We start from the raw sequence: 24,757 nt of genomic DNA, 5'->3' as shown, positions 1-24,757 counted from the left end.
ATCAATAAGCCTTTGTCGAGTAATTATTGGGCTTACTGGAAAAATATCTCACGATCTCCCAAAAACCCGGAAATGAGGTCAGCACCGACTCCACCCCTTCAATGGTCATCGGCCCATCAGCCACCCATGCGGCAATAGCCATGCTCATCGCAATGCGATGATCTAAAAAGCTTTGCACCCTTGCGCCCTTCAGCAAGGCCTTGCCTTTTATTTTCAGGCCGTCTTTTATTTCTTCTACACTCACTCCCAATTGCGAAAGCAGATTGCACATCACTTCAATTCTATCACTTTCCTTCACGCGCAATTCGGCTGCATCTGAAATAATAGTTTCCCCTTCGGCTTGTGAAGCGGCGATGCAGAGGATGGGGATTTCATCAATCAGCCAGGGAATAATTTCGCCTTGAATGGGCGTGGCATGAAGTGGAGCAAAAGAAACTCGAATATCGCCCATCTCTTCACCTGCCAAAAGGCTTTCCTTTTCAAAAGAAATTTTGGCCCCCATTTTTTTCAGCACCCCTGCCGCAGCGGAACGCGTGGGATTAAGATTAACATCGGGGATAAGAATCTCAGAACCCGGCACAATACTCGCCGCCACTATAAAAAACGCGGCAGAAGAAAAATCTCCGGGGATTTTCCAAAGTTCGGGTAGGGTGATTTTTTGAACCGCTTGGATACTCACTTTTAAAGAGTCTGCCTCTACACACATTACAGCCCGCAATATCCTCTCCGTATGATCCCGCGAAAGCGAAGGCTCCGTCACACTCGTCTCCCCTTCTGCCCAAAGCCCCGCCAACAACAGCGCCGTCTTTACCTGCGCTGAGGCGACGGGGCTTGTATAATCAATCCCTTTCAAATGGCCGCCTTTCACCGTAATTATTCGATGAGCTGTCCCCTCCCCTTCTACGCTAAACTGCGCACCCATTTGCGACAGAGGCTCCATCACCCGTTTCATGGGGCGCTTATTGAGAGAGGCATCTCCGCTGAGTTTTGATTCAAAATTTTGCGCGGCCAGAATTCCCATCAACAGGCGGGTCGTAGTGCCCGAATTGCCACAATACAAAATTTCACTCGGTTGTTTTAATCCCCGCAAACCCACCCCCTGCACCCTCCACTCGTCGCCTTGCTTTTCAATGCAGACTCCCATTTTGCGAAAACAATCAATGGTGCAAAGCACATCTTCGCCTTCCAGCAGATTTTGAATCCGAATTTTCTGCTCGCTGAGCGCCGAAAAAATAATGGCCCGATGAGAGATAGATTTGTCTCCGGGGACTTGGAGGGTCCCGGTGAGGGGAGTTTTAGTGGGATGTAGGGTAATGGTGTTCATATCTTTCCCCTCGGAGAGGGTAAAATCACTTCTCTCACCTTCTGTCCCTCTCTCAAAAACCTCTCCAAGCCCCTCGCATCCCGCTTCTTCAAAACGCACTTCAATTCCAGAATCTTTTTCTCAAACAAATCCAGGCTCCTCAAAATCTGCACTGAATTACTCAAAGCAATATCCCGCCACATCGCTACAGGGCTCGCTGCCAAGCGAGTCATATCCCTCAAGCTTGAACCTGCAAAATCTATTTTGGAAAGTAATTTTTTATGATTTAAAGAGGATGCCAAGGCAAAAGAAATCAAATTAGGGACATGAGAAAAAGCAGCAAAAAGTGCGTCATGATCTTTAGCCTTCATCACTTCTACTTTTGCACCCATTGCTGTGAGTAGTTTTTTTAAAGTGTTAAAATTTGCAGGATTGGATTTTTCTTCCGAAGTCAAAATCCATTTTTTATTCTTAAACAAACCCAGCTGAGCCGCTTTCATACCCGATTTTTCGGTACCAGCTATAGGATGACCCCCTATAAAATTCTTCAACTTTAGTTTCTTTGCTTGATCAACAATCTGCTCTTTCGTGCTGCCTACATCTGTAATGATTGTATGTTCTGAAACATTTTTTTTAAGCGGCAGCAAAATTGTTTCAATTATTTTTACCGGCGTGCAAATAAAGACGATATCCGCCGTCTGCAAAAAATCTCCCAGCTTTTTGTAAGCCACATCCACTGCTTTTTGACGGAGGGCTTCTTCGCGATTTTCAACACTGGTGGAAATGCCAATGACTTGGGAGGCCAAGCGATGCCTTTTAAACTCTAGCGCCAACGAACCGCCGATGAGACCCAAACCAAGGATGGCAACAGTGGGTTTGTTTTTCATAAGATTAAAACTTCCTCAAAATTTTATAAGCTGAGCCTTCCGCTCCCAACACACTTTCAAACAAGGAGGGGGCTTTAAATTCGAAAATCCCAAAATCTGTTTTTTCATATTCCTGAATCAATCTTCCAAGCAAAACATTTTTTTGAACTTCCTTCATCTTCGCCAGTGTAATATGGGGGCTAAAGGCCTTGTGATATTGCTGTACTTGCTGCCCATCCAACTTTTTTTCAAGCTGCAAGGCCTGATGCTTTAGTTTGAGGGTGTCCCCTTTGACGCCCAACCACAACACTCGGGGACGAGACAGGTTGGGAAACAAGCCCAGGCCCTGAAAGGAAAGTTGAAAGGGGCCAAGTTTGGAAAACTCTTCTTCAAAAACAGGAATGAGTCGCGCTTGAAGAAAATCCTCCGAGACCTCCCCCAAAAAACGAAGCGTCAGATGCAGACGCCCTGGTTTAACCCAGGCAAAATTCCGCAGGCGCTGATGCAAGGGAGAAAAAACTTGATAGATTTGCTGTTGCAAATCGTCGGGTAATTCATAAGCTAGGAAGAGTCTCATATATGAAAGTTGTCCTCTACCATCCTGAAATTCCACAAAACACCGGCAATATAGGCCGGCTCTGTGTGGCCACGCAGACGCCATTAATATTAGTAAGACCCCTGGGATTTTTTATCGATTCCAAACAAATCCGGCGCTCCGGTCTTGATTATTGGGAGCAGCTCGATTTAACTCTAGTCGACTCTTTGGACGAAGTGCGAGAAAAAAATAGAGAATCCCATTTATGGTTCTTAAGCACTCACGGTAAAGTAAATTACACGCAAGCCAACTACCGATCCAACGATATTTTGGTCTTTGGCTCGGAGGGCTCAGGGCTAGGCCCAGAAAATCTTGAGAAATATTCAGAAAACTTACTCACCGTTCCCATGTGGGGGCCTGTACGAAGCCTGAATTTAGCCACTTCAGTGGGGGTGGTGTTGTATGAGGCCTATAGGCAAATAGTAAACTCATGAATAAATTATTTTTAATTCTTTTTCTTCTCTTCCCCCTCCCCCTCCACGCCCATGTGGTGCAACAATCGTCGTCCGAATTAAAAGTAGAGGGCAAAAATCTGGAATGGACCCTGCAGGTTCACCAGAATAATTTTGAAGAAAAATTCAGAGGGGCCACTTCCGAGCAAATCAAAGATTTCATTTCGCGGAGGGTGAAGATCATTTCAGAAAATAGGGACTGCATTTTTGATTCTCTCCAAGCACAACCTCTGGCAGCCGAAGAAAAAACCCAACTTTTGATCCATTTGCATTGCCCGGTGGACATCAAAACCCTGGATATTTCTTTTGGATTTTTTTGGGGCGATATTTCTCATCAACACCTGATGAGTGTCTGGATGTTGGGAAAAACTTTTTCCCATACTTTTTCAACTAATGACAGCGAATGGACTCTTAGTTTTTCGAGGTGGAATCTGTTTTTCAACTTTCTCAAAACCGGGCTTTTACATATCTGGACCGGGCTCGATCATCTGCTGTTTGTCTTCACTCTTATTTTTGCTGCAAAAAAATTTCGTGAACTCCTATTAGTGATCAGTGCCTTTACCCTGGCCCATTCGCTGAGCCTTGCCCTGGCCACCTTTGACCTCGTCACCCTTGCCCCTAAAATCGTGGAACCCCTGGTGGCCCTCAGTATTATGGTGATGGCCTGTAAAAGTATTTTCCAAATTCCCTCCGGTGACCGTAGCTTGGGAAAGGGGTCCATACAATTTAAAACCACTTTGCTCCTCACTTTTTTCTTCGGCCTCATTCACGGCCTGGCTTTTTCAGAGGTGCTCAAAGAAACCCATTTGAGCGGCACAAATCTCATCGCTCCCCTCTTCTCTTTCAACCTTGGGGTGGAGTGCGGACAAATTTTAATCATCGCCCCACTCTTTCCTTTTTTTATTTTTCTAGAAAAGCGATTTTATGCCTTGAGCCGAGTAATAAAAAAAATGAGCTTGTCGCTCATTTTTTTAATCGCTGCGTTCTGGTTGGTTCAGCGGGTGTTTTTAATAAACAAATTCTAGTTTATCTTCCTTGGCCGAAATCTTCACCTCGCCGCCTTTGGCCAATTTTCCAAATAGGATTTCCTGCGAAAGCACGTGCGCAATTTCTGTTTCGATGAGCCGTTTCATGGGGCGGGCACCGTATTGGGCGTCGTAGCCTTTTTCGGCCAGATAGGCACGGGCAGCATCGTCTAACGAAAGGGTGATTCCTTTTGTGCTCAGGCGTTTTTCTAATTCCGCAATCATTTTTAGCGCTACTTTTTCGGCAACTTTTTTACCCAAAGGATTGAACTGAACCACGGCCGTGAGTCGATTTCTAAACTCCGGACTAAACAGGCGATCAATGGCTTTTTTGGACCTGTCCTCAAACTCCGCACTTCCAAAGCCCATCGATTTGGCCTGGCTTTCGCGAGCACCGCTGTTGGTGGTCATCATCAGGATGACCTGTTTGAAAGAAGATTTACGCCCATTGTTATCCGTCAGCGTGGCGTGATCCATCACCTGCAATAAGATATTAAAGAGGTCTTCATGGGCTTTTTCAATTTCATCAAGCAACAAAACACAATGAGGCGTGCGATGAATGGCATCGGTCAACTGCCCCCCCTGCTCGAAACCCACATAGCCTGGAGGAGAACCCAGCAAGCGTGACACCGTGTGCTTCTCCATGTATTCGCTCATGTCAAAACGAATAAATTCGATGCCTAAACGGGCCGCCATTTGCTTGGCGAGCTCGGTTTTTCCGACTCCGGTAGGCCCAGCAAACAAAAAAGAACCGATGGGCTTGTCGGCTTCACCCAGCCCGGCACGAGCCAGTTGAATAGCCTTCACCACTTGATCTACGGCTTCGTCCTGGCCATAAATGAGTTTTTTCAGTTCTTCGGCTAAATTTTGTAGAATTTTCTTATCATCCGTTTTCACCGTTTGCGTGGGCACCTTGGCCATGCGGGACACCACTTTTTCTATATCTTTTGGGGTGATAATAATCTTTAAGTTTTTTGAATGTTTAAGCTTAGCTTCTGCACCTGCTTCATCCATTAAATCAATGGCCTTGTCTGGCAAAAATCGATCGTGAATATATTTCACCGCTAAATCCACACAGGCCTTGATGGCTGAAGCAGAATAATGCACCTCATGAAATTTTTCGTAGTATTTTTTGAGGCCCTCCAAAATTTTGATACTTTCTTCTTCGCTGGGTTCGTCGATATCCACTTTTTGAAAACGGCGGCTTAGGGCATGATCTTTTTCAAAAATACTGCGATATTCTTTATAGGTGGTGGTTCCAATGCATTTGAGTTCGCCACTCGCCAGGGCAGGTTTTAAAATATTCGAGGCATCGAGGGCCCCGCCCGAAACAGCCCCGGCCCCAATAATGGTGTGAATTTCATCAATAAATAAAATCTGATTTTTTTTGGCCGTAATCGCCTTCATCACCGCCTTTAAACGCTCCTCAAAATCTCCTCTGAATTTGGTCCCTGCCAGCAAGGCCCCCATGTCCAAGGCATAAACGGTAGCCTCTTTCAAACAATCTGGGATATCCGAGGTCACAATCCGCTTCGCCAAACCCTCTGCAATCGCCGTCTTTCCTACGCCCGCATCCCCCACAAAAATGGGGTTATTCTTCCGACGTCGCGCCAGAATATGAATGGTGCGCTCTAATTCCAGAGCCCTACCAATCAGCACATCAATCTTGCCTTGCTTGGCTTTTTCGTTGAGATTGATGCAATATTTCGAAAGAGGGTCTTTCCCCTCCTTGGGTTTTGTACCCTCTTCTTTATCAGCGGGCAGAGAACGTTGAGGGAGATTCTCCGAGGAGTTTTCCAAATCTACTTTCGAAACCCCATGCGAAATGTAACGTAGCACGTCATAACGACTGATATTCTGCTGATGCAAAAAATAAACGGCGTGGGATTCAGGCTCACGAAACAGGGCCACCAAAATATTTCCACCATCTATTTTTTCTTTTCCAGAAGACTGCACATGCGTGGCCGCTACCTGCAGCACAAATTGAAAACCGATAGTGTATTGAGGATTTTGATATTGATCGGGAGGCAAAACGGGAATGGAGGTCTTAAGGAAATCATTCAGATCTTCTTGTAGTTTTTTCAAGCTGGCACCGGTATGGACTAAAATTTCAGAGGCAACAGAGTCTTCGGTAAGAGCGAAAAGTAGATGCTCCAACGTCACATACTCGTGATTTCTAGCCAGGGCTTCTTCGTAGGCCTTTTTAAAAGTTTTTTCGAGTTCCTCGGTAATCATCATGAAGATCTCTCCTCCATTTGCAATCCACAACCCCCCACTCCCATTTTAAAGCACTTCTCATACTTTTCAACAGCGAAATGATCTCAATAGAAGGAACGGGTATTAAAAACGAAAATAAAGGAGATTTTTACTATCCCTCCGACACCCTGCGGCATTTTTTTGTGCGTGTAGAAATACCTCACCCTGCCCTCTCCTACCCTAGGAGAGGGAGAAGAAGAATTTCCAAATTCTCTCTCCTAAAGGTTAGGAGAGGGTCAGGGTGAGGCATGAAAAGTTTTCGAAAGCATCCAACAAAGAAAAAATACAACAGGCATATGCCAAATAAACTGCATGAAGGTATAGCCCACCAAATCACGGGCCTTCACTTTCAAAATGGCCAGCAAGGGCAACATCCAAAAAGGGTTCACCAGATTAAGCAAGGCCTCGGCGGCGTTATAAATTTGTACCACCCATCCCAGGTGCATGTGATGCAATTTTGCGGCTTCCAGCACGTAAGGCGCTTCCATCACCCATTTACTTCCACCCGAAGGAATAAATATGCCTATTACCGTAGAGTACAAGGCAACCAAGAGAGGATAAGTTTGTGGGCTACTGATGTGGACAAAAAGATTTGCAACATAGCCTGTGATTCCTGTCCCCATGATCATCCCAAAAGTGACGGCATAAAAAGGAAATTGAATTAATACCCCACCGCAGGCAGGAACCGCCTTTAAAACAGCAGACCCAAAATTTTTAGGGCACCAATGCAATAAAAGCCCCAGTGTAATAGAAATCAGGTTGTAGGTATTCAGATCGAGAGCAGCCAATGCCCCCTTGGGAGAAGTTTTGAATTCATAAATGAGGTAAAAGCCCAACAAGGCTACCATGAACAGATTCAAGAGAGGACTGTATTCCAGCCATTCTCTTGGTCGATCTGAATGACTCAAGTGGAGAGGCTTTTCAGTAAGATCTACTCCGTAAAATTCTGCATTTCTCGCTTCGCTGGAGGGAGGGGTGGAAAAATAGGCGACGCCCAAAGACAAAAGAATCAAAACCACGGCCATTAAGGCATTTTGCCAAAGAAAAAGGGTTTGGACGAGAGGAATAAGCCCGCTGATGGCGAACAGTTTGGGTGGAATGCTTTCAAAGGTGGCCATCATGAGCGCTGCCGAAGAAGAAAGACCTAGCGCCCAGATGGCGCCCAAACCCAGATAGGCAGCAGCCCCCGCTGCACGATAATCAAGATCTTTTAAACGGCGTGCAATGGCCTTCACAAGCAAGGCACTAAAAATAAGACTAAAGCCCCAGGAAAGGAGTGACGTCATCATCGAAAAAAAAGCAATGAAGGCCACTGCCGATTTGGGTGTCTTAGGCAGACTGGCCAGTTTTTCAATCAGGCGATTAATCACCGGAGCCGTCGCCACCACATATCCACCAATGATGATCATCACCATCTGCATGGTAAAGGGAACCAAAGACCAAAAACCTTTTCCTCCTGCAATGGCCAGTTGAGCGGGCTTTTCACCAATACAAATTCCTAGAACAAAGGTAACGACGACCCCCAAAAAAGCAAACACCAGGGCATCGGGAAACCATTTCTCGGTCCAATTGGCCAAGGCAAGACCTGAGCGCTGTCCCAAGCGAACCATACTTGAAGGAGTTAATTTTTTTTCTTCCATTTTTTCTCCCATCGTTGCGGTTTCCGATTTTTGGTCGAGGACTGTATTTCCGCTGTTCGAATTTCGGACTACTTTTTTATATCTTTTCTTTTCTGTCATTCCTTTTTTTTGTAACTCCTTAATTTTTTTATTTTTTTATTATGAAATGTTTTTTGTTTTGCTTTGGCACCGGGCTTGCTTTCTCTCCAGGTAACATTTTTTAAAAAAGGAGCCCGTCATGAAAATCGAAAACATTTCACCCGAAGAACTCTTTAATGAGAGATATCCTGAACTTGATTTTTTGGATCAAATCCCCGACGAAGAATGGAATGCCAACCCAACTTCTTCCGGACAAGACCATTTCATTCCCCCGAATGAAGGCCTAGCTTGGTCAAGCACACAGCCCCTTGCCACTGAAGCAGAAAGCGCCCTCGAACTTTCCGAAAGCTATCTGGAAAGCATACGCATCACCTTACAAATGATGTCGGCAAGGCAGGTGGACCATGCCCCTGCAGCCCTAGAAGTGCGACAGCAGTTGCAAAGAATTCAGCAGGAGCTATCTCACCTCCCTTCTTCTAGCCATTTAGATGGCCATCAACGCAATCAGTTACGAGCCATTCGACTGGGCCTGGTCCAGGCACAAAGGCAGCTGGCCAGATCTGAAAGACTGGACCTTGGCACAAGTTTCATTCCCCAGGCTTTATTGGAGTCTCCTCAAATGCCCCGGGTCTTTCTAAGAATGGCTGAATTACGAGATCAATGCGCTCACTGTCATTCTTCTTCCGATGCCTGGCATTTAATAGAACAATTGCGACAATTGGAAAGCCAAACACAAGAGCTAGCCCCACAAATCATTTGGCAACAGGAACAGCAAACACAGATATTGAACGTCACTTCGCTACAGGACGAAATAAGAAATTTGAGGATGGAATTGCTGGGGAGAATTCGTAGAGGCAATTTTCAAGGCAGGGCCCACTGAAAATTTTGACATTATTGAGACACGAAGTAGATTGAGATGAGCGTTTACAAAATTTCCACGGTCTCTTTTAATTCCAGTGCTATTCGGGACAGATCGCTAGAGGAGGCTTGGGTTTCCAAGGCACTCGTGGTAACCGACTGAGCCACTTGGGCCACTCCGGTAATATTTTGTGCAATCTCGTGACTCCCCTTGGAGGTCTCTCCAATACTCCGGGCAATCTCGCTGCAGCTGGCATTTTGCTCTTCAATGGCAGAGGCTACAGTACTTTGCATGTCGTTGATCTGGCGGATGACGTGATTGATCCGTTCCACCGATTTTATCGCCTCGACGCTATCTCCCTGGATGATTTCAATGCGGCGGGAGATATCTTCTGTAGCCTTCCCCGTCTGTTTGGCCAGTTCCTTCACTTCGTTAGCCACCACCGCAAAACCCTTTCCGGCCTCACCTGCCCGGGCCGCTTCAATCGTGGCATTCAGGGCCAGCAGGTTGGTCTGTTCGGCTATGGAGCTGATCACCTTAATGACATTTCCAATTTCTGCACTGCTCTCGCCTAGTTTGACAATGGAGCGATTCGTCGATTGCGCTATCCCCACAGCCCCTTGCGCCACTTGCGAGATCTCGGAGGTATTTTTAGAAATCTCTCTAATACTCAAATTCATTTGCTCCACATTGGTAAACACCGTTTGCACATTCTTGCTCACCTGCTCCGCCGCAGCAGACACCACATTGGCCTGGGACGCTGTCTGCTCGGAACTGGAACCGAGCTGACAGCTGACAGCATTGAGTAAATCAGAAGAATTCACAAGCCCCGCTGTGGCCATTTCCATTTTTGAGACCACCTTCACAATCCGACCATAAACAAACGACAGGGGACCCAAACTCGATACAATCACTGCCAAGAAAGAAAATATAGCACTATAAAAAAGATTCTGCCCCTGCCCATGCAGATCTGCCAACATTGCATCGCGGTTGAGCATCAACGCATTCACAAAACTATCCACTTCTCCAATGCCCTTGCCGGTAGCTTGATCGAAATCTTTCATAAAAAAATCCCCTTCGGCCTGATCTCTTCCATAAGCCTCATACATTTTCGTTCCCGTAGACCACATTGCGGCCATATCCCTTTTTATTTGCGCCAGGATGCTTACTTTTTCAAAATTGTCCTCTGCTGTAAAAAGGCTAATCAATTTATCTACAGACTCATTGGCCTTGTTGAAATATTCCTTCCCATTTTTGTTGATGACATCGACATTTCTGCTGAGAGAGGCGTCTGTTAAATATTGCCAGAACATAACGGTTGAAAAACGCAGTGTTGTTCCTGCCGTTATTTTTTCCCCGGTAACAGTTATTCCCTCGATGTCCTCTTTTATGGCATGTATTTGATAGAGGTTGAACAGGGAGGAAAGCGTCATCATAAAAACGACTGCTGCAAATCCAACCGCAACCACATAACGCATTTTCATTTTGGATAATAAAATCATACCCTCTCCTAAGCTTGATGAAATCCCCCCCTCAAAGCTGCAGTACGGAGCAATAATGAAAAACTTGAGTTTAATTTTGAAGTTTTGACAAGGTTAACGAGGGGTAATGCCATTAGAATCAAAGAGCACTATGGGAAATGGGCCGCTCTGGCTTTCTTAAAATCTCTGGCTCTATAAAAACGAAAAATACTCCGCAGATTTTTGTCTCAAGCCGCGCCGATTTTCTGCATAATTGGGCATCACACTTTCAACTGTTTCCCAAAAAAAACGGGAATGATTGGGATGAAGCACATGACACATCTCGTGGAGAACCACGTAATCCAAAAGCTGAGGCGGAACCAAGATGAGGCGCCAGTTAAAACTCAGATGTTGTTTGTGGTTGCAACTTCCCCAACGCTGCCTTTGATTTCGAACACTGATTTTTTTTACTGAAACTCCTAAGTCCATTTGAAAACGATCAATACTCTCAATGATTTTTTCTCGAGCCTGCGCGTAGTACCACTTTAAAAGTTGAGCTCTTAAATGCGGCTCAATGCCATCTCCTTCTCGCAACAAGACAATCAGTTCCGTTCCGTTAAAAGAGACACTTCTTTGAGCAATACTGGCTTGTTGAATCTGCAAACAGATGCTTTGCCCCCGATAAGGAAGCTTAGCGCCCTGAGTCAAAGAATAGACCTTGAAATTTTCTTTGAAATGATTTTGTTTTGCCAAAATCCATGCTGCGCGTTTTTCAACAATTTCATCTAACTTTTTTTCGGAAAAGCGTTTGGGGATACGGAGTAAAACAGAAGAATTAGGCAGCACTTGAATCCCCACTGAACCGGTTCTGGAGGTCCGCTGAATACGATATTCAATTCTATGAGGGCCCATTTCAAAAAGTCTTAACATGACTAAACCTGTCCCACTGTCTCAACTCCCACTTCCAATCCCTTCCCTTAACCGCCAGGGCTGCTTTGTAATGAGAATGAACTGAAAGCTCCTGAATATACCACTCCGTATTTTGATTTAATCCCTCTAAAGACTCGGAAAAGCCCAACCCCAAGGCTTTGATCAGGGCTTCTTTTTGAGTCCAACAACGATAAAAAAAATCTGTCTGTTTTGCAGACGGCAAAGACAACAGCTGCTCTGCTTCACAAACAGAAAAAAAACGCCGAGCAATATTGGGAATATTGGGATTCTCTTTTATCCTTTCTACATCAATACCCAGAGAAGTATTTTTTGCAAAAGCAATCAAAGCCAATTCGTGAGAATGAGAAAGATTAAATTGCAGAGAATTTTTTGCAAGAAAGGGCTTTCCATACTCGTTTTCTGTAAAAACGAAGGGATATTCAGAGTCCAGATAATTTTTTAAAAGACATTGCAAGGCCGCATGGGAGACGACAAAACGTCTTTGATCTTCACGAGAATAAAACTTTTCGCTTCGAAATTTTTCTTTTTTGTTGAGATACTTTTTCAATCTTTCGAGTTCAGATTCCTGAACTTCTAAGGAAACACACCATAGATGAATCTGATTTTCGTCTAAAATAAAATCCATAATTGAGCCAATAACTTTTACGGAGCATTGTCCACAAAAGTTATTCGGAAGGAAACCGCTGACAAGCCTCCAGAAAAGCTTGTTGCAGATATTTTTGCACATCAAATCGTCTTATCGCCGGGTCTTTACGGGCAATGGCCTTCAAGGTGATATAGGCCTTTAGCAAAAAAGTGAATTCCGATCGGACGTAAAAGTGCGATTCGAAGGCTGCCTTAAAGCAGGCATCCAAAGTTTCAAAAATCTCATTCAACTCAGTAGAACGCTTAAATATTGCATCTAATTTTGCCTTCAGTAGGGCAGCGCTACTATTGGCACCGGCTTCTGTCATTGCCATCAAAATATTTTGAACTTCTTGCACGTCCCCTGACAAAATGTGCACGATGAGTTGCACCAAATTCTTTTTTGAGGCCTGACTCAAATGGCCCAGGCGTCCAAAATCGAGTAGAACCAAAGCCCCGTTTTCATCGATCAAAACATTATGAGGTTGAGGATCTTCAAAATAAAGCTCTTCTTCGCCAAAGGTATGCTGGGCCAGCATGTGGGCGACGGCGTCAAAATGTTGGATGCGGATTTTATCGCTTGGACATTCATCGAAAGGTGCTGCCTGCACCCAATCGAGAATGAGAATTTGAGCACGGCTGAGATTTTTATAGTAGCCAGGCATTTGCATATTTTCTGGCAATTGTTTGGCAAAAATTTCAGCATTTTGAAGTTCATTTCTAAAATCCAGTTCAACCCGATAAGTCGCTTCAAAATCGGCAAACAATTGCCTAGGGCTAAAGGGTAGGCCAAAGCGCTCTTTATTTTCATCCAATTCTTCTGCCATGGCCCTTAAGGCCTTCAGATTCTCATTGGCTCCCGTCAAAGTGGCGTTGGGAATGAGTTTTACCGCCACGAAGCGTGCTTCGCTTAAAGTAAGTTCTTCCATTTTTCCCTGGGGATTCAAATAAGAGACCTTGGTTCCTCCCTTTAATTTTGCCTTGTAGATTTTACCAATGGAACCCGCCCGCCTCATGTCATAATCGAACTCTTCAAATATTTGTTCAGGCAAGGCCCCATAAGTTTGAAGAAAAAGCTGTTGCACTTCTTCTTTTCGCGGGGCTTTATTTTGACCTCTAAATTTCTTTAAGGCCAAGAGATAGCTCTCGGGCAAAACGCCATCCAGCAAACTCAGGAACTGGGCGAGTTTCTCGTTTCCGGTCCTTTCCAAAAAGGAAACCAGGGATTGCTCGGGGCTTAACCCTTCCTCATTCAAACTCGTTACCAGATCTTCCTGCTGCCCAAGAGGCAGCTGTTTCAAATACGTCAACAGACTAAATTGAATAAGACCCGGGAGTTTCAAAAAATTTTGAGGCAACTGCAACGTCGTTTGAGAAATCTGTTCCCGAGCTTCTTGGGCCTGTTGAATAAAAACACTTCCTGCGGCTTCAAAATCCTGATGAAGTTTAGTCCCTGCGCGGGCTTCCACATCAAAATACAAAACCCAGATTCCATCGCTGATATCTACCGCACCTCTCGCCTGAGTAAGGCGTAGCGCCATTTGCGCAAGAATTTGTTCAGGTTTCAATTTTTTCTTACAGAGTTTGGGAAAGATTAAAAATGAAAAAATCGCTAGGTCCAAAACATCGCTACAGTCTCCATTCCATTTTTTAGTTTTTGGATCTTTCAAGTGAGAGAGTGCCGCCTGGTAAGAATGGAAAAAGTTTTCTGTTTCCTGTGGATTTTGAAAGAGAAAATAAATAAAAAAATCATCCGGTTTTTCCCCGGCAGCAAATTCGCTTAACCGAGAAATTAAACTCATGAAGGCTTCGCGGGCAGACTGTTCTTTCTGGCACAAATTCTTCAGATAAAATTGATACACATAGTTGCTCAAACGCCCCGCAAAATAGAGCCCGGCCACGGCCTTTTGTTCCAGGGCGTCCGGAATATTCCATTTCAAAATTTCCTGATAAAGAGGCGTGAAGGCTTCTGCAATGGATGCCTCTTCGGCCTGAACTAAAGTTTGCAGCCATTGCTGGGTAAAGGCATTTGGATCTTTTGCGGCTAAGGCCTGGCGGAGCAAGGAGAGTGTTTGGTCTAAGAACGCTCGCGCTTCGGCCTGATTGAGATTTTGCACCGCGTTTCGAAGCAGGGCTTGATGGATTTGGATGAATTCTTGAACTTCTCCTATTGCCAGGCTTCGTCTCCCCCGAGAAATCGGGGGGCCATTTTCACTCGCAGTTACAATGGATTCCCGATTACTCTGGAATGACGACGAGAGACAGGAAATATATTCCCCATAAGCACTCGCCGGATAATCTTTCGCGTAAATTTCACCCAAGCGATAAGCAAAACCTCCCAGATTATTTTGTCCCAGATGCTTCAATCCCCGTTGCGCTTGAGGCCCAAAAATTTGTAGCAAATGCTGGTGATGCACATAGCTTGCGCTTAAGCGGGCGCAAGCTGGCAAGTGATCTGGATGCAATAGCTCTGGCCGCTTTTTCGCAATCACCTGAGAGAGGGCGGACAAGGCCATCAGCAAACTCGTGTTGGCCGCAGGTTTCTTAGCATCCAAAACAAGTCCTGTGGTCGCAGAGTCGAGTTTTTCAATGAGATAGGCTTCTACTCGGGGATAATTCCACTCCTCGAAACGGTTCAAAAGAAAATGAAAACTTTTGGGGCTGAGATCCCACAATTGAGTCCAGCCCTGGGCCTGGCGGGGCAGCATGCGTTCTAAAAATTCCAGATAGGTATCTTCTTTTTCTTGTGCAGAAAGGGCAGTGTCTTGGTCTTCTATTAAATCAAAAAATTGTTTGAGTTGCTGATATTGTTGTTCGTCCGTCGCTAATTCCTGAGCGAGGCTGGATCCTCTTGCATAAGTTTCAAAGGCCGCATCACGGGCTCGGGCAACATTTAACCCCAAAGGATCTTCTTCTGAAAGATTTGTGGATCCGAGCAGATAATCCGAAACAGGTTGGATGGCCTGTTCCGCTCTCTCTTTTCCCTGCCTGGCCTTGAAGGCCTCTTGTTTTCCGCGCTGTAAGGCAAAGTAGCGTATGAGGAGTTGGATGACGCGAGAGCGGATTTGTAATAAGTCCTGCGTGTGAAAATGATTCCCCGTTTTCACGGGGATGACGAGCTGCAAGGCCCTCAACAAACTCTGGGGGGAGATCTGATTCTTGCGATGATCCAAATCATCCGCCACCGCATTTAAACAGGCCTGCATTTGATCAAAAAACTTTTTTCGTTTGGCCGCATCCGTTTTTTGAGCGCTGCCGGCGATGGCCTGGCTGCGTCTGAAATTTGTTTCAAACTCAAAGGCAAATTGCGCATCCAGACTCCTGCCCCACACGGGCACTTCCCCCTGTTCACAAAATTGAAAGAGACGGCGCTGGAGTGCCCGATAGGGGGCATCCTCCACAAATCCCTCTACTGCAGCACCTGCCAGCCATTGTCGCAGGGGATGTTGCTCATCCAAGCTTTGCCAGAACTCCGAGCCTTGTCTGAGCATCTTGCGAACTTGTGCCTCGTATTCGCTGCGAAGTTCCTGCTGCTTTTTGAAAAGCCTCTCAGCCGATTTTAAATCACCTTGTTCCAAATAAGCCCGAATCAATTGATCTCTCAATTTCAGACACAGCTCGACTTCAGGAAGTTCAGCAAATTTGACAAGACCTTCGTGTTTCAAATGGGCTTCGGCCCTCTTTAAAAATTCAGGCGCACGCTCCGGCCATTGTTGGGCAAGAGTGAGATAGCTATGGGCCATTGCATAATGGGGATGAAAGAAGTAGTGCCGCTTGGCCTCTTTGCCTGCAAACTCTTTCTCCATGGCCATTATCGCCTGAGCGAGTAAGCTGAAATCAGAAAAAGAAAATAAAGAGGACCAAATGGGATGTGCCAAGCAGATCCTCTCGTAATCTCTCAATTTCGCCTTTTCTAACCTCTCTAAAAAAGCGAGCGAGGCCTCCCTCAACGCAGGGCAATGAAGCAGGCCAGACAAGTAGCTGTAATTATCCTTATCCCATCCACGGGTTGATTGAGACTGAAGGCTGTGCTCACTCGATTTTGGGTCTGTGAATTTAGAGCTCCCTTGGGAGAGCAGCCTTAAGTAAGAGGCAAAACCCGACACAAAATGATAGCGTTTCGTTTCGCCTTTATTTTTTTCCTCTTCTTCTACGTCGGATACATTTGCTTTTTGATAGGCCTCTATTTCCAGGGCGCTGGGATTGCGGGTTTGTTGAAAAAGAAAAACAGGATCAGCAGGATCAACACATTCACCACTATAAAAATTTTCAGCTTCAGATCTTCCTACAGGTAAGGAGAAATAAATTTGTTTATTTTCAAAATCACCCCAATATCTTCCTCTACAGCGATATTCAATATCTTCCCAATAGGCCTTAAATTTTTCTTCAATCTCTAGGGCAAAACTTGGCCGTGATTGGCGTAGTTCTGCCATGAGGTTAAAAACGACGAGTAGAGTGTCGTCGGCATTGGAAAATGCTAAATGTTCTTTGGTGAAATCCAAAACCCTTTTAAGAATAAAGAAAAATGATTTTTTGGATACCGCACTTCGAAGTAAAATCGCCAGAAGCCGCAGCTGTAAGTGAGGAGAGTATTCTAAAGTTATATCCAAGTCATCAGTTATAAAAAAATCGGTATCCAACACATAGGCCAAGCTTCGCTCAAGGGAGGGCTTTGCCTCTTCCTCAAATCCCCGTTCATACAAAGACAGCCCCAATTGATACGAGAGCTTCATGGCGGCTTCGTATTGTTCCCCCTGCGCCAGGTTTTGAACGAAATCATTGGCCCGCAAAAAGGCCTCTTGAGCGGCTTCCAGGGGCAACTGCTCTCCCAGGGCGAGCAGGCTGTAAAAGTAACCGACATCTTTTGGATCTGCCCTTTCGACCAGGGCATAAAAGTGACCCAAAATAGCTTGGGCTTTTAGACTTGTTTCGGAATCTTTTGCAATGCGATTGGGGCTTCCCGAATTTTGCGGAGGGCAGAGGCTTTCGAAAACCAGATCTGTTCCCTGCCAAAAGGCCTCTGCAGAAGTTTGCCTGCCACCCCCAAACGCAACAGATAAATGTTGCCGCGCGCGGCCGAGCAAAGCTATAACGGCCGCAGGATCTTGTGCAGCCAGTTTTTGCAGATCCAGGCCACCTTTCATCTTGAGCTGCTTAAAATGATGGTCCACCTCAAAGCCCAATTGTCCCAGGCTGGAGGCGATGGCCAGGTTGCGTAAATATCCATTTCTAAAATCGGGCACGGCCATGGCAGCAGCCATTTTCCAACTCTGGCTAATTTCCAGACAGCGATATTCCTGGGAGTATTTTTTAAGCTCTTGGTAGATACCTTCCACCCCGGCGTCTTCATAAAGCTTCACCAGTCCTGGTCTTTCCCCTTTGGGCCACATTTTTTCGCGGGCCCTGAATTTCATTCCGCCCAAAAACTTTTTCAGGGCCAGCTCGCAGAGGACCTGCCCCGCGTGACCCCAGGCTTCTTCAAAAAAGAAACAGTCCATGATATTTTTCTGGCGTGCGAGGGCAAGTTTGATCGGATCTTGTCCCGAAAGATTCAAAGGATTTCGAATGTCCATTTTTCTGCGAAGGGTCTCATATTGCTTGGCGAATCCTTCTTCGAAGGCCTCAAAAGGCAGGGCATGGAAAAGCTCGTGGGCCAAGGTGCTGAAAGGGGCCCCGGGTGAAATAAAGACCCTCCCCGGGGCTTCTTTATTTGCCTCACACATTTCTTGTAACGAAGGGGTCGCATAAGAATTTTGTGGGCCTTCGTCCAAGTCGGCAAGAATAGAGATGAAAGGCGCCATCTTATCCAGGGCCCCTTTTCGCAAAATCCCCAGGCCTTCGGGTTCGGGGCCCAGGAGGTGATCCAGCAGTTTTAAGGCCAAGGGAATTTTGGCTTCAAGATCTCTCTGGGCAGTAGCATACTTTGAGCTGGCCGTGGCCTCCAAATTTTTCAATGCAGATTCATCTTTTGCCGCAAGTCTGCTCCTATCAAAGGCAGCCCCTTGGGCATGACGGATTTGAAATTGAATCACTCCCTGCCGTGCTCGATTGTATTCCTCAATATAAAAACTATAAAAACCATCCCTTAATATTCTATAGGCCTCAGCAGTTTTGTCCTTTTCGAACTCGTGTCCCTCTTCAAAAATTTCTGTCTCAAATAAAATGCCACAGATTTCCTCCTTAAAAGAAACATCAAAAGGCTCTTTTTTATCCTCTCCTTTAATTTCTCTTACAATCTCCAAAAGGGCATTCTCATCTACCCCCCAGGCCTCTGGAACCGAATACTCCTCTGCTTGTCTTAATTGTTCTTTCAAGGCTTCTACTGAGACAGGCTTTTCTTCCGAAGAGGGATTTAAGAAAGGGCCCTCATCTGCTTGATGGGAATAGAGCCTGGTGACTTCGTCTGGAAGGACAGTGCCTTCAGTCACTGCGCCGAGTTTTGCTACGGCAGATGTTGTACCAGCAGGGCTTGCAGAAGCGATGGCAAATACTGGAGCATCTTCTCCTTGTCGAGAGGGTGTTTCGGGTGTCACAAGATATAAATTTGGAGATTGAGTGAAACCATCCCCCACAGCGATAGGAAGGGCTTGAGTTTCTGCTTCTGAATCAAAAATGGCATTGTCGTTGGCAGGATTTGTAATCTCGTAGACTGGTAAACTGGTAGACTGGTGAACGGCGTTGTCATCTCGTGCAATCTCCCTCAAATCTTGCTGTTGCCGATTCAGTCTCATCGTCAGCGGATGCGCCAGATGATTTTGTGTGTCTCCTCCAATTTCATCAGTTGCATTGCTAATCCAGTTCCAGGTTTCTGAGGTCTGAGCATGGGGGTTTGCGCGAATAATTCCGGCACGGGTAAAAATATTTTCGAGGATATTTTGTGAAACCACTTCGATGCCTACATCTCCAAAAATAAAAGCCGCCCCGCGATGGACGAGGCTATGCGAACTTAAAATTTGACGTGCGGCCAGGCCTTCCAAGCCTTGCTCCACGAGATAGCCTCCTAGGCCCGAGGCGATTCCGACGCTCAAACCGATGCCAAACTGTCCCAGCAGCTCAGGCCATTCCTGACGTAGTTGGGTAGAATCCATGGAATGCAACTGAAGAAAAAAATTGTAGGCACATTGAAATCCGCCTTGTGCCCCTCCAGCCACTGCCGCAAGCAGTAAAGCAGAGGGACTAAAAGAACCCCGCGACAACTTTGAAATCACCCAGGTCGAAAACAAAGAAGAACCCACATTGAGAGGAAAGCTCCAAAACTCCTGGGCGTTTCTGGCTCCCAAAATGGAAGCCCGTCGAAGTGAGGCTTCAAAATCTCTTTCTCCAATACGATCGGGAAGTTCTTCTCTTAAAAAAATCCGGCCTTGCCGGGCGGCTTCTCCACCCCTCTCTACCAAGGCCTCTGCAATACCCTCCGCCATTGCATTATGCGAATCTTCCACAGACGATTCAAATACGTTTAAGGGATTTAGATATTGGGGAAGCTGCCTCAAAAAATGTTGAGTTTGATCGATTAAAGCGGCACCTAATTGAGCGGCCGCCTGGGAACTTTGAGCCAAGGCCGAAGAAGATCCCGTCAGCAAGGCCGTCAGCCCAAAGCCTACACAATCGTAAAATTGATGGAGACGAACACTTTGAGTGAGTTCCCGCGCAAGCCTCAAAGCCGCTGCTGTGGCTTGGGGGTCCGAAACATTTTGAAGGGAATGTGTCGAAGCAATAAACTCAAGCACCAGGCACCCTTCCCGGCTCTTTAAAAAATCTTTCAAAACAGGATCATTTGCAAACGAGGTTTGGGAGAGCTTTTGCAGGGCCTCTGCCAAATTTTGAGCTGAACCATCTGCGACTAAACTAATAGCTTCCCTAGACAAATTTCCCAAATGCTGTCGAAGCTCCGCTTCATTCATACTCAGTCTTGCTCCCGCAGGACGAGCGCTCTCCAGGGCATAAAAAGGACTCAAGGTGCTTAAAAGAGTTGAAAGATGTAAATCGTTGCGCCTTTGCTGAGGGGTCGAGGCTTGCTGAGTTGCAACGGAAGTCGAGCTTGAATTCGTATTCAAACGAAGGTCGGGGCCAGAATGATGAGGCGCGCGGCCATGCAAGTCCATGGCTCATTATCGGAAGAAGCCAGAAGGAGTTGCTAGGTATTTTGAATTAAATATTTTGACTTAAATTTTGACTTAAATCAGTTGTAACTCCCTCCCTGAGTGATTCCTCTTTTCGAATCTAAATATAAAGTGTCCGGGCAAATATCCTGTTCATGAGGCCACGCCACTGTGCCATCTACAACTTTTACCTGTTTAAAATACGCTTCTTCTTTTAATTCTTTAAAGACTCCAAAATTAAGCAAAAACGAACAATCGTAAACCCCTTTTTCATTATTTGTAAAAATGAGCTTTAATTTATAACCCTCCATTGGAGTAGCTTCTTTGATTCTAGGATTCATAAGTATCCTTTTACAAATACTTCTCAATCAAAATCTGGGCAATCTGCACGGCGTTGGTGGCCGCGCCTTTGCGGATATTGTCGGCCACGATCCAAAGATTGATTCCATTGGAGATAGATTCATCTTCCCGAATACGGCCCACAAACACCTCGTTTTTACCGACGCAATCGATGGCCAGGGGATATTTATTCTGGCTGGGTTCATCCACCAAAATGAGACCTGGAGTTTTTTGTAAAAGTTCTCGAACTTGAGCGACTGAAATTTTCTTTTTCGTTTCAACATTCACCGATTCGGAATGTCCACCAAACACGGGTACCCGTACGCAGGTGGCGGTCACTGCAATGTTGGAATCGTGCAATATTTTCTTGGTTTCATTCACCATCTTCATTTCTTCTTTGGTGTATCCATTTTCCAAAAAGCTATCGATGTGAGGCAAGCAATTGAAGGCTATTTGATGAGCAAATTTTTGTTTGGTGATCGGTTTTTTGTTAAATAAATCTTGAGTTTGCTGAGAGAGCTCATTCATGGCCCTTTTGCCGGCACCACTGGTGGCTTGATAGGTAGAAACCACGACGCGTTTGATTCCCACGGCATCCTGAATGGGTTTTAAGGCCACCATCATTTGAATGGTAGAACAATTGGGATTGGCGATGATGCCTTTGGTTTTATATTGGGCGATGTCTTCGGGATTTACTTCAGGGACTACCAAGGGAACCTCGGGGTTCATTCGGAAGGCCGAGGTGTTGTCCACCACTACTGCGCCGGATTTCCAGGCGATGGGGGCAAACTTTTCGGAGATGGACCCGCCGGCTGAAAAAAGAGCAATATCGATACCCTCGAAAGATTTTTCATCCAGCACTTCAACTTTGAGGTCTTTGCCTTGAAATTTTAACGTTTGGCCTGCACTTCGTTCGGAAGCAAGGAGTTTGATTTTATCAATGGAAAATTTGAATTCTTCCAATACGGCCAACATTTCATTTCCCACGGCACCCGTGGCACCAACGACGGCGACATTGTATTTTTCTTTTTTCATAGAGCGCTCCCTCAATTTATTTAAACAATGATTTCAAAGCCTCCAAAGCTTCTTCTTTTTCATTCAATTTTTTTTCATTTCTCTGAGAACCCAATTCAAACCAGTCACAAAAATTGGCTTTTTTCTTGTCTAATACCCGCTCGGCACTCATTTCATGGCATTCGTTATAGGCCGAAGTCTCATAAAAATTGCAATTGAGGCAACAATGCAAATCGACATCGCAATGCTCGCAAACAGCCTGCCTGGAGATTTTTTGTTCTTTCAACTGCAGTAAGTTTCCACAGGAATAGCAGGCATTAGCCATATGGACGGGCCCCTAGCACTAAGCATTTGACGCGACAAGGGTATTTTCAATTAACTCTTGCCAAGAGTTTAGGCATCCGCTAAGGAACGCCTTCTTAAAACTTGGAGATTTTTATGAAAGAAAATTTACACCCCCAATATTATGACGTAAAAATTGTTTGCGCCTGCGGAAGTATACTGGAAACCGCTTCTACTCAAAAGAGTCTTACGGTGGATATCTGTTCAAAGTGCCATCCGCTGTTTACCGGAAAGCAAAGATTACTCGATACCGAAGGGCGCATTGATCGCTTCAAAAAGAAATACGAAAAGGCCAATGCCGCAAAGACAAAAACCAAGCACTAGTTCTCAAAGAATCAATTTTGAAAGCCCGTCCCGTTTTAAACGGGATGGGTTTTTTTATTTTTAGGCTCATTTTTTATGTTCCATAAACTCGAAGCCGTTGAAAAAAAATTTGAAGAACTCACTACTCGTCTTTCAGACCCCACGATTACTCAGAATCCCAAGGAGTACCAAGCCGTTGCCAAAGAACAAGCTAGTTTGTCGGAACTGATCGCCTGCTTCCGGGCCTACAAGAATGCCAAAAAACAAATTGAAGACAACAAGCTTATGCTTCAGGAAAACGATGACGATCTAAAAAGCATGGCCAAAGAAGAACTGGCGCATTGGGAACCGGAACTCCAAAAACTGGAATCGGAACTTAAGATCCATTTGTTGCCCAAAGATCCTTTGGACGAAAAAAATATTTTTCTGGAAATTCGTGCCGGGGCTGGTGGAGACGAGGCCGGATTGTTTGCTGCAGAACTTTTTCGGCTTTATTGTCGCTACGCCGAGGGAAAAAAATGGCGAGTGGAAATCATGGATATGAACGACACCGGTGTGGGAGGCCTGAAGGAAGTGATCGCAGAAATCTCCGGAGAAAAAGTTTACAGTGATTTAAAATACGAAAGCGGCGTGCACCGGGTGCAACGCGTTCCCAAAACGGAAGCCCAGGGACGTGTCCACACCTCCACCGTCACCGTCGCCGTCATGCCAGAGGCCGAGGATGTTGAAGTGGATATTCAAGAAAAAGATTTACGCATTGATGTCATGCGGGCTTCGGGCCCCGGTGGGCAAAGCGTTAATACAACGGACTCAGCCGTGCGGGTCACCCATATCCCCACGGGGCTGGTGGTGGTCTGCAAAGATGAAAAATCCCAACACAAAAATAAGGCAAAGGCCTTAAAGGTTTTAAAATCCAGAATGCTGGAAGCCGAACGTGAAAAGCAGGACAAGGAAATCTCGGACAATAGACGTTCTCAAATTGGAAGCGGAGATCGCAGCGAAAAAATCAGAACCTACAATTTTCCCCAAAACCGGGTGACCGATCATCGCATTGGACTGACACTTCACAAACTCGACACGGTGATGGAAGGAAACATCGATGAACTCATACAAGCCCTACGCGCTTATTACCAGGCGCTGGCTTTAAAGGGAGAGAGTGAATAGACGTCTAATAAAACATCAACACCCCTCCCAATCCCCCTTTTCTACTTTTCTGGTTTTCTTTTTCACAGACTGATGATGCTTTGCCTCCAGCATTTTTTCTTTGGCACGTTTGGAGCGCTTTCTCTTCTGGCGCCTGATCTTCTCAAACTTTTGCTGAATGGCTGATTTTTCACCTAATATTTTTTGTTCTAATTTTTCACACAAAATTTTACGTGCGTAATAACGATTGAGTGCCTGAGTGCGGGTTTGCTGGCATTTGACTTCTATTACAGGGGCTCGCGTCGCCCCCTCCAGCGGCAAAGCCGCTGAAGCCTCCCCCTCAACGGCTATCGCCTTTGGATAATATTTCAACACCACGCAGGTAGAGACCTTATTCACATTTTGTCCCCCTGCCCCAGAGGATCTCACAAAATGTTCTTTTATATCTTCTTCTCGCAGGCCCAATTTGTGAAATCGTTCTTCCAATTCTTTTTGTTTGATGGGAGAAACGGGTAGTGTCTTCATTAATTTGGACTCCTCTAAAACTTATTGAATGGACTTCGAAATACCTTAGCCAAAAAGGCATTCCCTCCACTCGCCTCGAAGCAGAGCTTTTACTGGCTCATAGTTTAAACTTGAAACGCATTCAGCTCTACACCCAATTTGACAGGCCTTTAAGTGAAAAAGAATTAGCTGATTTCAAAATTCTTCTCAAGCGCCGTGCCGATCGAGAACCTTTAGCTTATATCCTCGGTAAAAAAGAATTTTATTCGATGGAATTTATCGTCTCAAAAGATGTTTTGATTCCTCGTCCAGAAACGGAACTTTTGGTAGAACAAGTCCTAGCCTCCCCTCTTGTTAAGAGGGGATTGAGGGGAGTTCACCCTATTCAAATCCTCGACATCGGCACAGGCTCTGCTTGCATCGCCATCGCATTAGCCAAATATCTCCCTCAAACTCAAATCACCGCTTTAGAGATCAGTGAAGCCGCCTTGAATATCGCCAAACAAAATGCCCAAAAACATGGGGTAGAAAACCAGATTGAATTTATCCAGGGGGATTTTTTGAAGTCAGAAGTCAGAAGTCAGAAGTCAGAATTTGATATCATCGTTTCCAATCCTCCTTATATCGCTAGTAGTGAAATCGAAAAGTTGGAACCGGAACTTCGTTTTGAGCCTCATTCTGCATTGGACGGGGGCATAGATGGCTTGGACTTTTATAAAATGATTTTACCTTGGGCCTTCAAACATTTAAGACCCGAGGGACATTTATTTTTAGAAATAGGATACAATCAGGGAAAAGATTTGACTGAACTTGCACAAAACTGTGGCTTTTCTAGCGCTAAGATTTTAAAGGATTTGGATAATAAAGATCGAATTTTACATTCTACACTCTCATAGAAAAGTTA

General features: G+C 45.4%; 19 protein-coding genes. 6 read left to right on the top strand and 13 right to left on the bottom strand.

Going from position 1 to position 24,757, the window contains the following annotated elements; translation table 11 throughout:
• Window position 1 precedes the first annotated feature (1 nt).
• The 3 genes from aroA to thpR are packed head-to-tail and all read right to left on the bottom strand — an operon-like array spanning window position 2 to window position 2,746.
• Window positions 2–1,324 carry a 3-phosphoshikimate 1-carboxyvinyltransferase gene (gene aroA, locus HQM15_02230; GenBank protein MBF0491582.1) on the bottom strand — a complete coding sequence of 441 codons (1,323 nt, stop codon included), beginning with the start codon at window positions 1,322–1,324 and terminating at the stop codon, window positions 2–4.
• Window positions 1,321–2,190, bottom strand: coding sequence for a prephenate dehydrogenase/arogenate dehydrogenase family protein (locus HQM15_02225; protein MBF0491581.1), 870 nt, complete (start codon window positions 2,188–2,190; stop codon window positions 1,321–1,323). The genes aroA and HQM15_02225 overlap by 4 nt, the downstream gene beginning before the upstream one ends.
• Before the next feature lie 4 nt (window positions 2,191–2,194).
• A complete protein-coding gene (gene thpR / locus HQM15_02220; protein ID MBF0491580.1) occupies window positions 2,195–2,746 on the bottom strand; it encodes an RNA 2',3'-cyclic phosphodiesterase in 552 nt (183 codons plus the stop codon).
• 2 nt (window positions 2,747–2,748) lie between these two features.
• Here thpR and HQM15_02215 point away from each other — a divergent pair, with 2 nt between their 5' ends.
• Window positions 2,749–3,198, top strand: coding sequence for a tRNA (cytidine(34)-2'-O)-methyltransferase (locus HQM15_02215; protein ID MBF0491579.1), 450 nt, complete (start codon window positions 2,749–2,751; stop codon window positions 3,196–3,198).
• Window positions 3,195–4,241, top strand: coding sequence for a HupE/UreJ family protein (locus tag HQM15_02210; GenBank protein MBF0491578.1), 1,047 nt, complete (start codon window positions 3,195–3,197; stop codon window positions 4,239–4,241). The genes HQM15_02215 and HQM15_02210 overlap by 4 nt, the downstream gene beginning before the upstream one ends.
• On the opposite strand, the gene clpA is transcribed toward HQM15_02210, so the two are convergent.
• Window positions 4,224–6,479, bottom strand: coding sequence for an ATP-dependent Clp protease ATP-binding subunit ClpA (clpA, locus tag HQM15_02205; protein ID MBF0491577.1), 2,256 nt, complete (start codon window positions 6,477–6,479; stop codon window positions 4,224–4,226). The two genes, HQM15_02210 and clpA, sit on opposite strands and share 18 nt — an antisense overlap.
• 254 nt (window positions 6,480–6,733) lie before the next feature.
• Window positions 6,734–8,107, bottom strand: coding sequence for a short-chain fatty acid transporter (locus tag HQM15_02200; protein MBF0491576.1), 1,374 nt, complete (start codon window positions 8,105–8,107; stop codon window positions 6,734–6,736).
• A gap of 247 nt (window positions 8,108–8,354) precedes the next feature.
• On the opposite strand from HQM15_02200, the gene HQM15_02195 reads away from it, so the two are divergent.
• Window positions 8,355–9,095, top strand: coding sequence for a hypothetical protein (locus tag HQM15_02195; protein MBF0491575.1), 741 nt, complete (start codon window positions 8,355–8,357; stop codon window positions 9,093–9,095).
• A gap of 44 nt (window positions 9,096–9,139) precedes the next feature.
• Here HQM15_02195 and HQM15_02190 read toward each other — a convergent pair whose 3' ends face one another.
• From HQM15_02190 to HQM15_02160, 7 genes are all read right to left on the bottom strand, one after another.
• Window positions 9,140–10,576 carry a hypothetical protein gene (locus tag HQM15_02190; GenBank protein MBF0491574.1) on the bottom strand — a complete coding sequence of 479 codons (1,437 nt, stop codon included), beginning with the start codon at window positions 10,574–10,576 and terminating at the stop codon, window positions 9,140–9,142.
• A gap of 171 nt (window positions 10,577–10,747) precedes the next feature.
• Window positions 10,748–11,464 carry a M48 family metallopeptidase gene (locus HQM15_02185; protein ID MBF0491573.1) on the bottom strand — a complete coding sequence of 239 codons (717 nt, stop codon included), beginning with the start codon at window positions 11,462–11,464 and terminating at the stop codon, window positions 10,748–10,750.
• Window positions 11,448–12,110: a 4'-phosphopantetheinyl transferase superfamily protein gene (locus tag HQM15_02180; protein MBF0491572.1), complete on the bottom strand. Its 663-nt coding sequence runs from the start codon at window positions 12,108–12,110 to the stop codon at window positions 11,448–11,450. The genes HQM15_02185 and HQM15_02180 overlap by 17 nt, the downstream gene beginning before the upstream one ends.
• 40 nt (window positions 12,111–12,150) lie before the next feature.
• Window positions 12,151–20,211 carry an AarF/ABC1/UbiB kinase family protein gene (locus tag HQM15_02175; GenBank protein ID MBF0491571.1) on the bottom strand — a complete coding sequence of 2,687 codons (8,061 nt, stop codon included), beginning with the start codon at window positions 20,209–20,211 and terminating at the stop codon, window positions 12,151–12,153.
• A 77-nt stretch (window positions 20,212–20,288) separates the two neighbouring features.
• Entirely contained in the window at window positions 20,289–20,549 is a 261-nt protein-coding gene (locus HQM15_02170) for a DUF2442 domain-containing protein (protein MBF0491570.1), read from the bottom strand.
• Between the two features lie 10 nt (window positions 20,550–20,559).
• Window positions 20,560–21,582 carry an aspartate-semialdehyde dehydrogenase gene (locus HQM15_02165; GenBank protein ID MBF0491569.1) on the bottom strand — a complete coding sequence of 341 codons (1,023 nt, stop codon included), beginning with the start codon at window positions 21,580–21,582 and terminating at the stop codon, window positions 20,560–20,562.
• Between the two features lie 16 nt (window positions 21,583–21,598).
• Complete coding sequence (locus HQM15_02160) at window positions 21,599–21,886, bottom strand: hypothetical protein (GenBank protein MBF0491568.1); 288 nt, start codon at window positions 21,884–21,886, stop codon at window positions 21,599–21,601.
• A gap of 113 nt (window positions 21,887–21,999) precedes the next feature.
• Between HQM15_02160 and rpmE the strand changes: the two genes are divergently transcribed.
• Together rpmE and prfA are read left to right on the top strand one after the other, a co-directional pair.
• A complete protein-coding gene (rpmE, locus tag HQM15_02155) occupies window positions 22,000–22,227 on the top strand; it encodes a 50S ribosomal protein L31 (GenBank protein MBF0491567.1) in 228 nt (75 codons plus the stop codon).
• A gap of 75 nt (window positions 22,228–22,302) precedes the next feature.
• Complete coding sequence (gene prfA / locus HQM15_02150; GenBank protein ID MBF0491566.1) at window positions 22,303–23,370, top strand: peptide chain release factor 1; 1,068 nt, start codon at window positions 22,303–22,305, stop codon at window positions 23,368–23,370.
• A 15-nt stretch (window positions 23,371–23,385) separates the two neighbouring features.
• Here prfA and HQM15_02145 read toward each other — a convergent pair whose 3' ends face one another.
• Window positions 23,386–23,874 (bottom strand): peptide chain release factor-like protein, encoded by a 489-nt coding sequence (locus tag HQM15_02145; GenBank protein ID MBF0491565.1) that lies wholly within the window; start codon window positions 23,872–23,874, stop codon window positions 23,386–23,388.
• Here HQM15_02145 and prmC point away from each other — a divergent pair.
• A complete protein-coding gene (prmC, locus tag HQM15_02140) occupies window positions 23,865–24,749 on the top strand; it encodes a peptide chain release factor N(5)-glutamine methyltransferase (GenBank protein MBF0491564.1) in 885 nt (294 codons plus the stop codon). The genes HQM15_02145 and prmC overlap by 10 nt on opposite strands.
• Window positions 24,750–24,757 lie beyond the last annotated feature (8 nt).

The sequence above is a fragment of the Deltaproteobacteria bacterium genome, from assembly GCA_015233135.1.
GTDB lineage: Bacteria > UBA10199 > UBA10199 > JADFYH01 > JADFYH01 > JADFYH01.
This window is presented reverse-complemented; position numbering and strand designations above follow the sequence as displayed.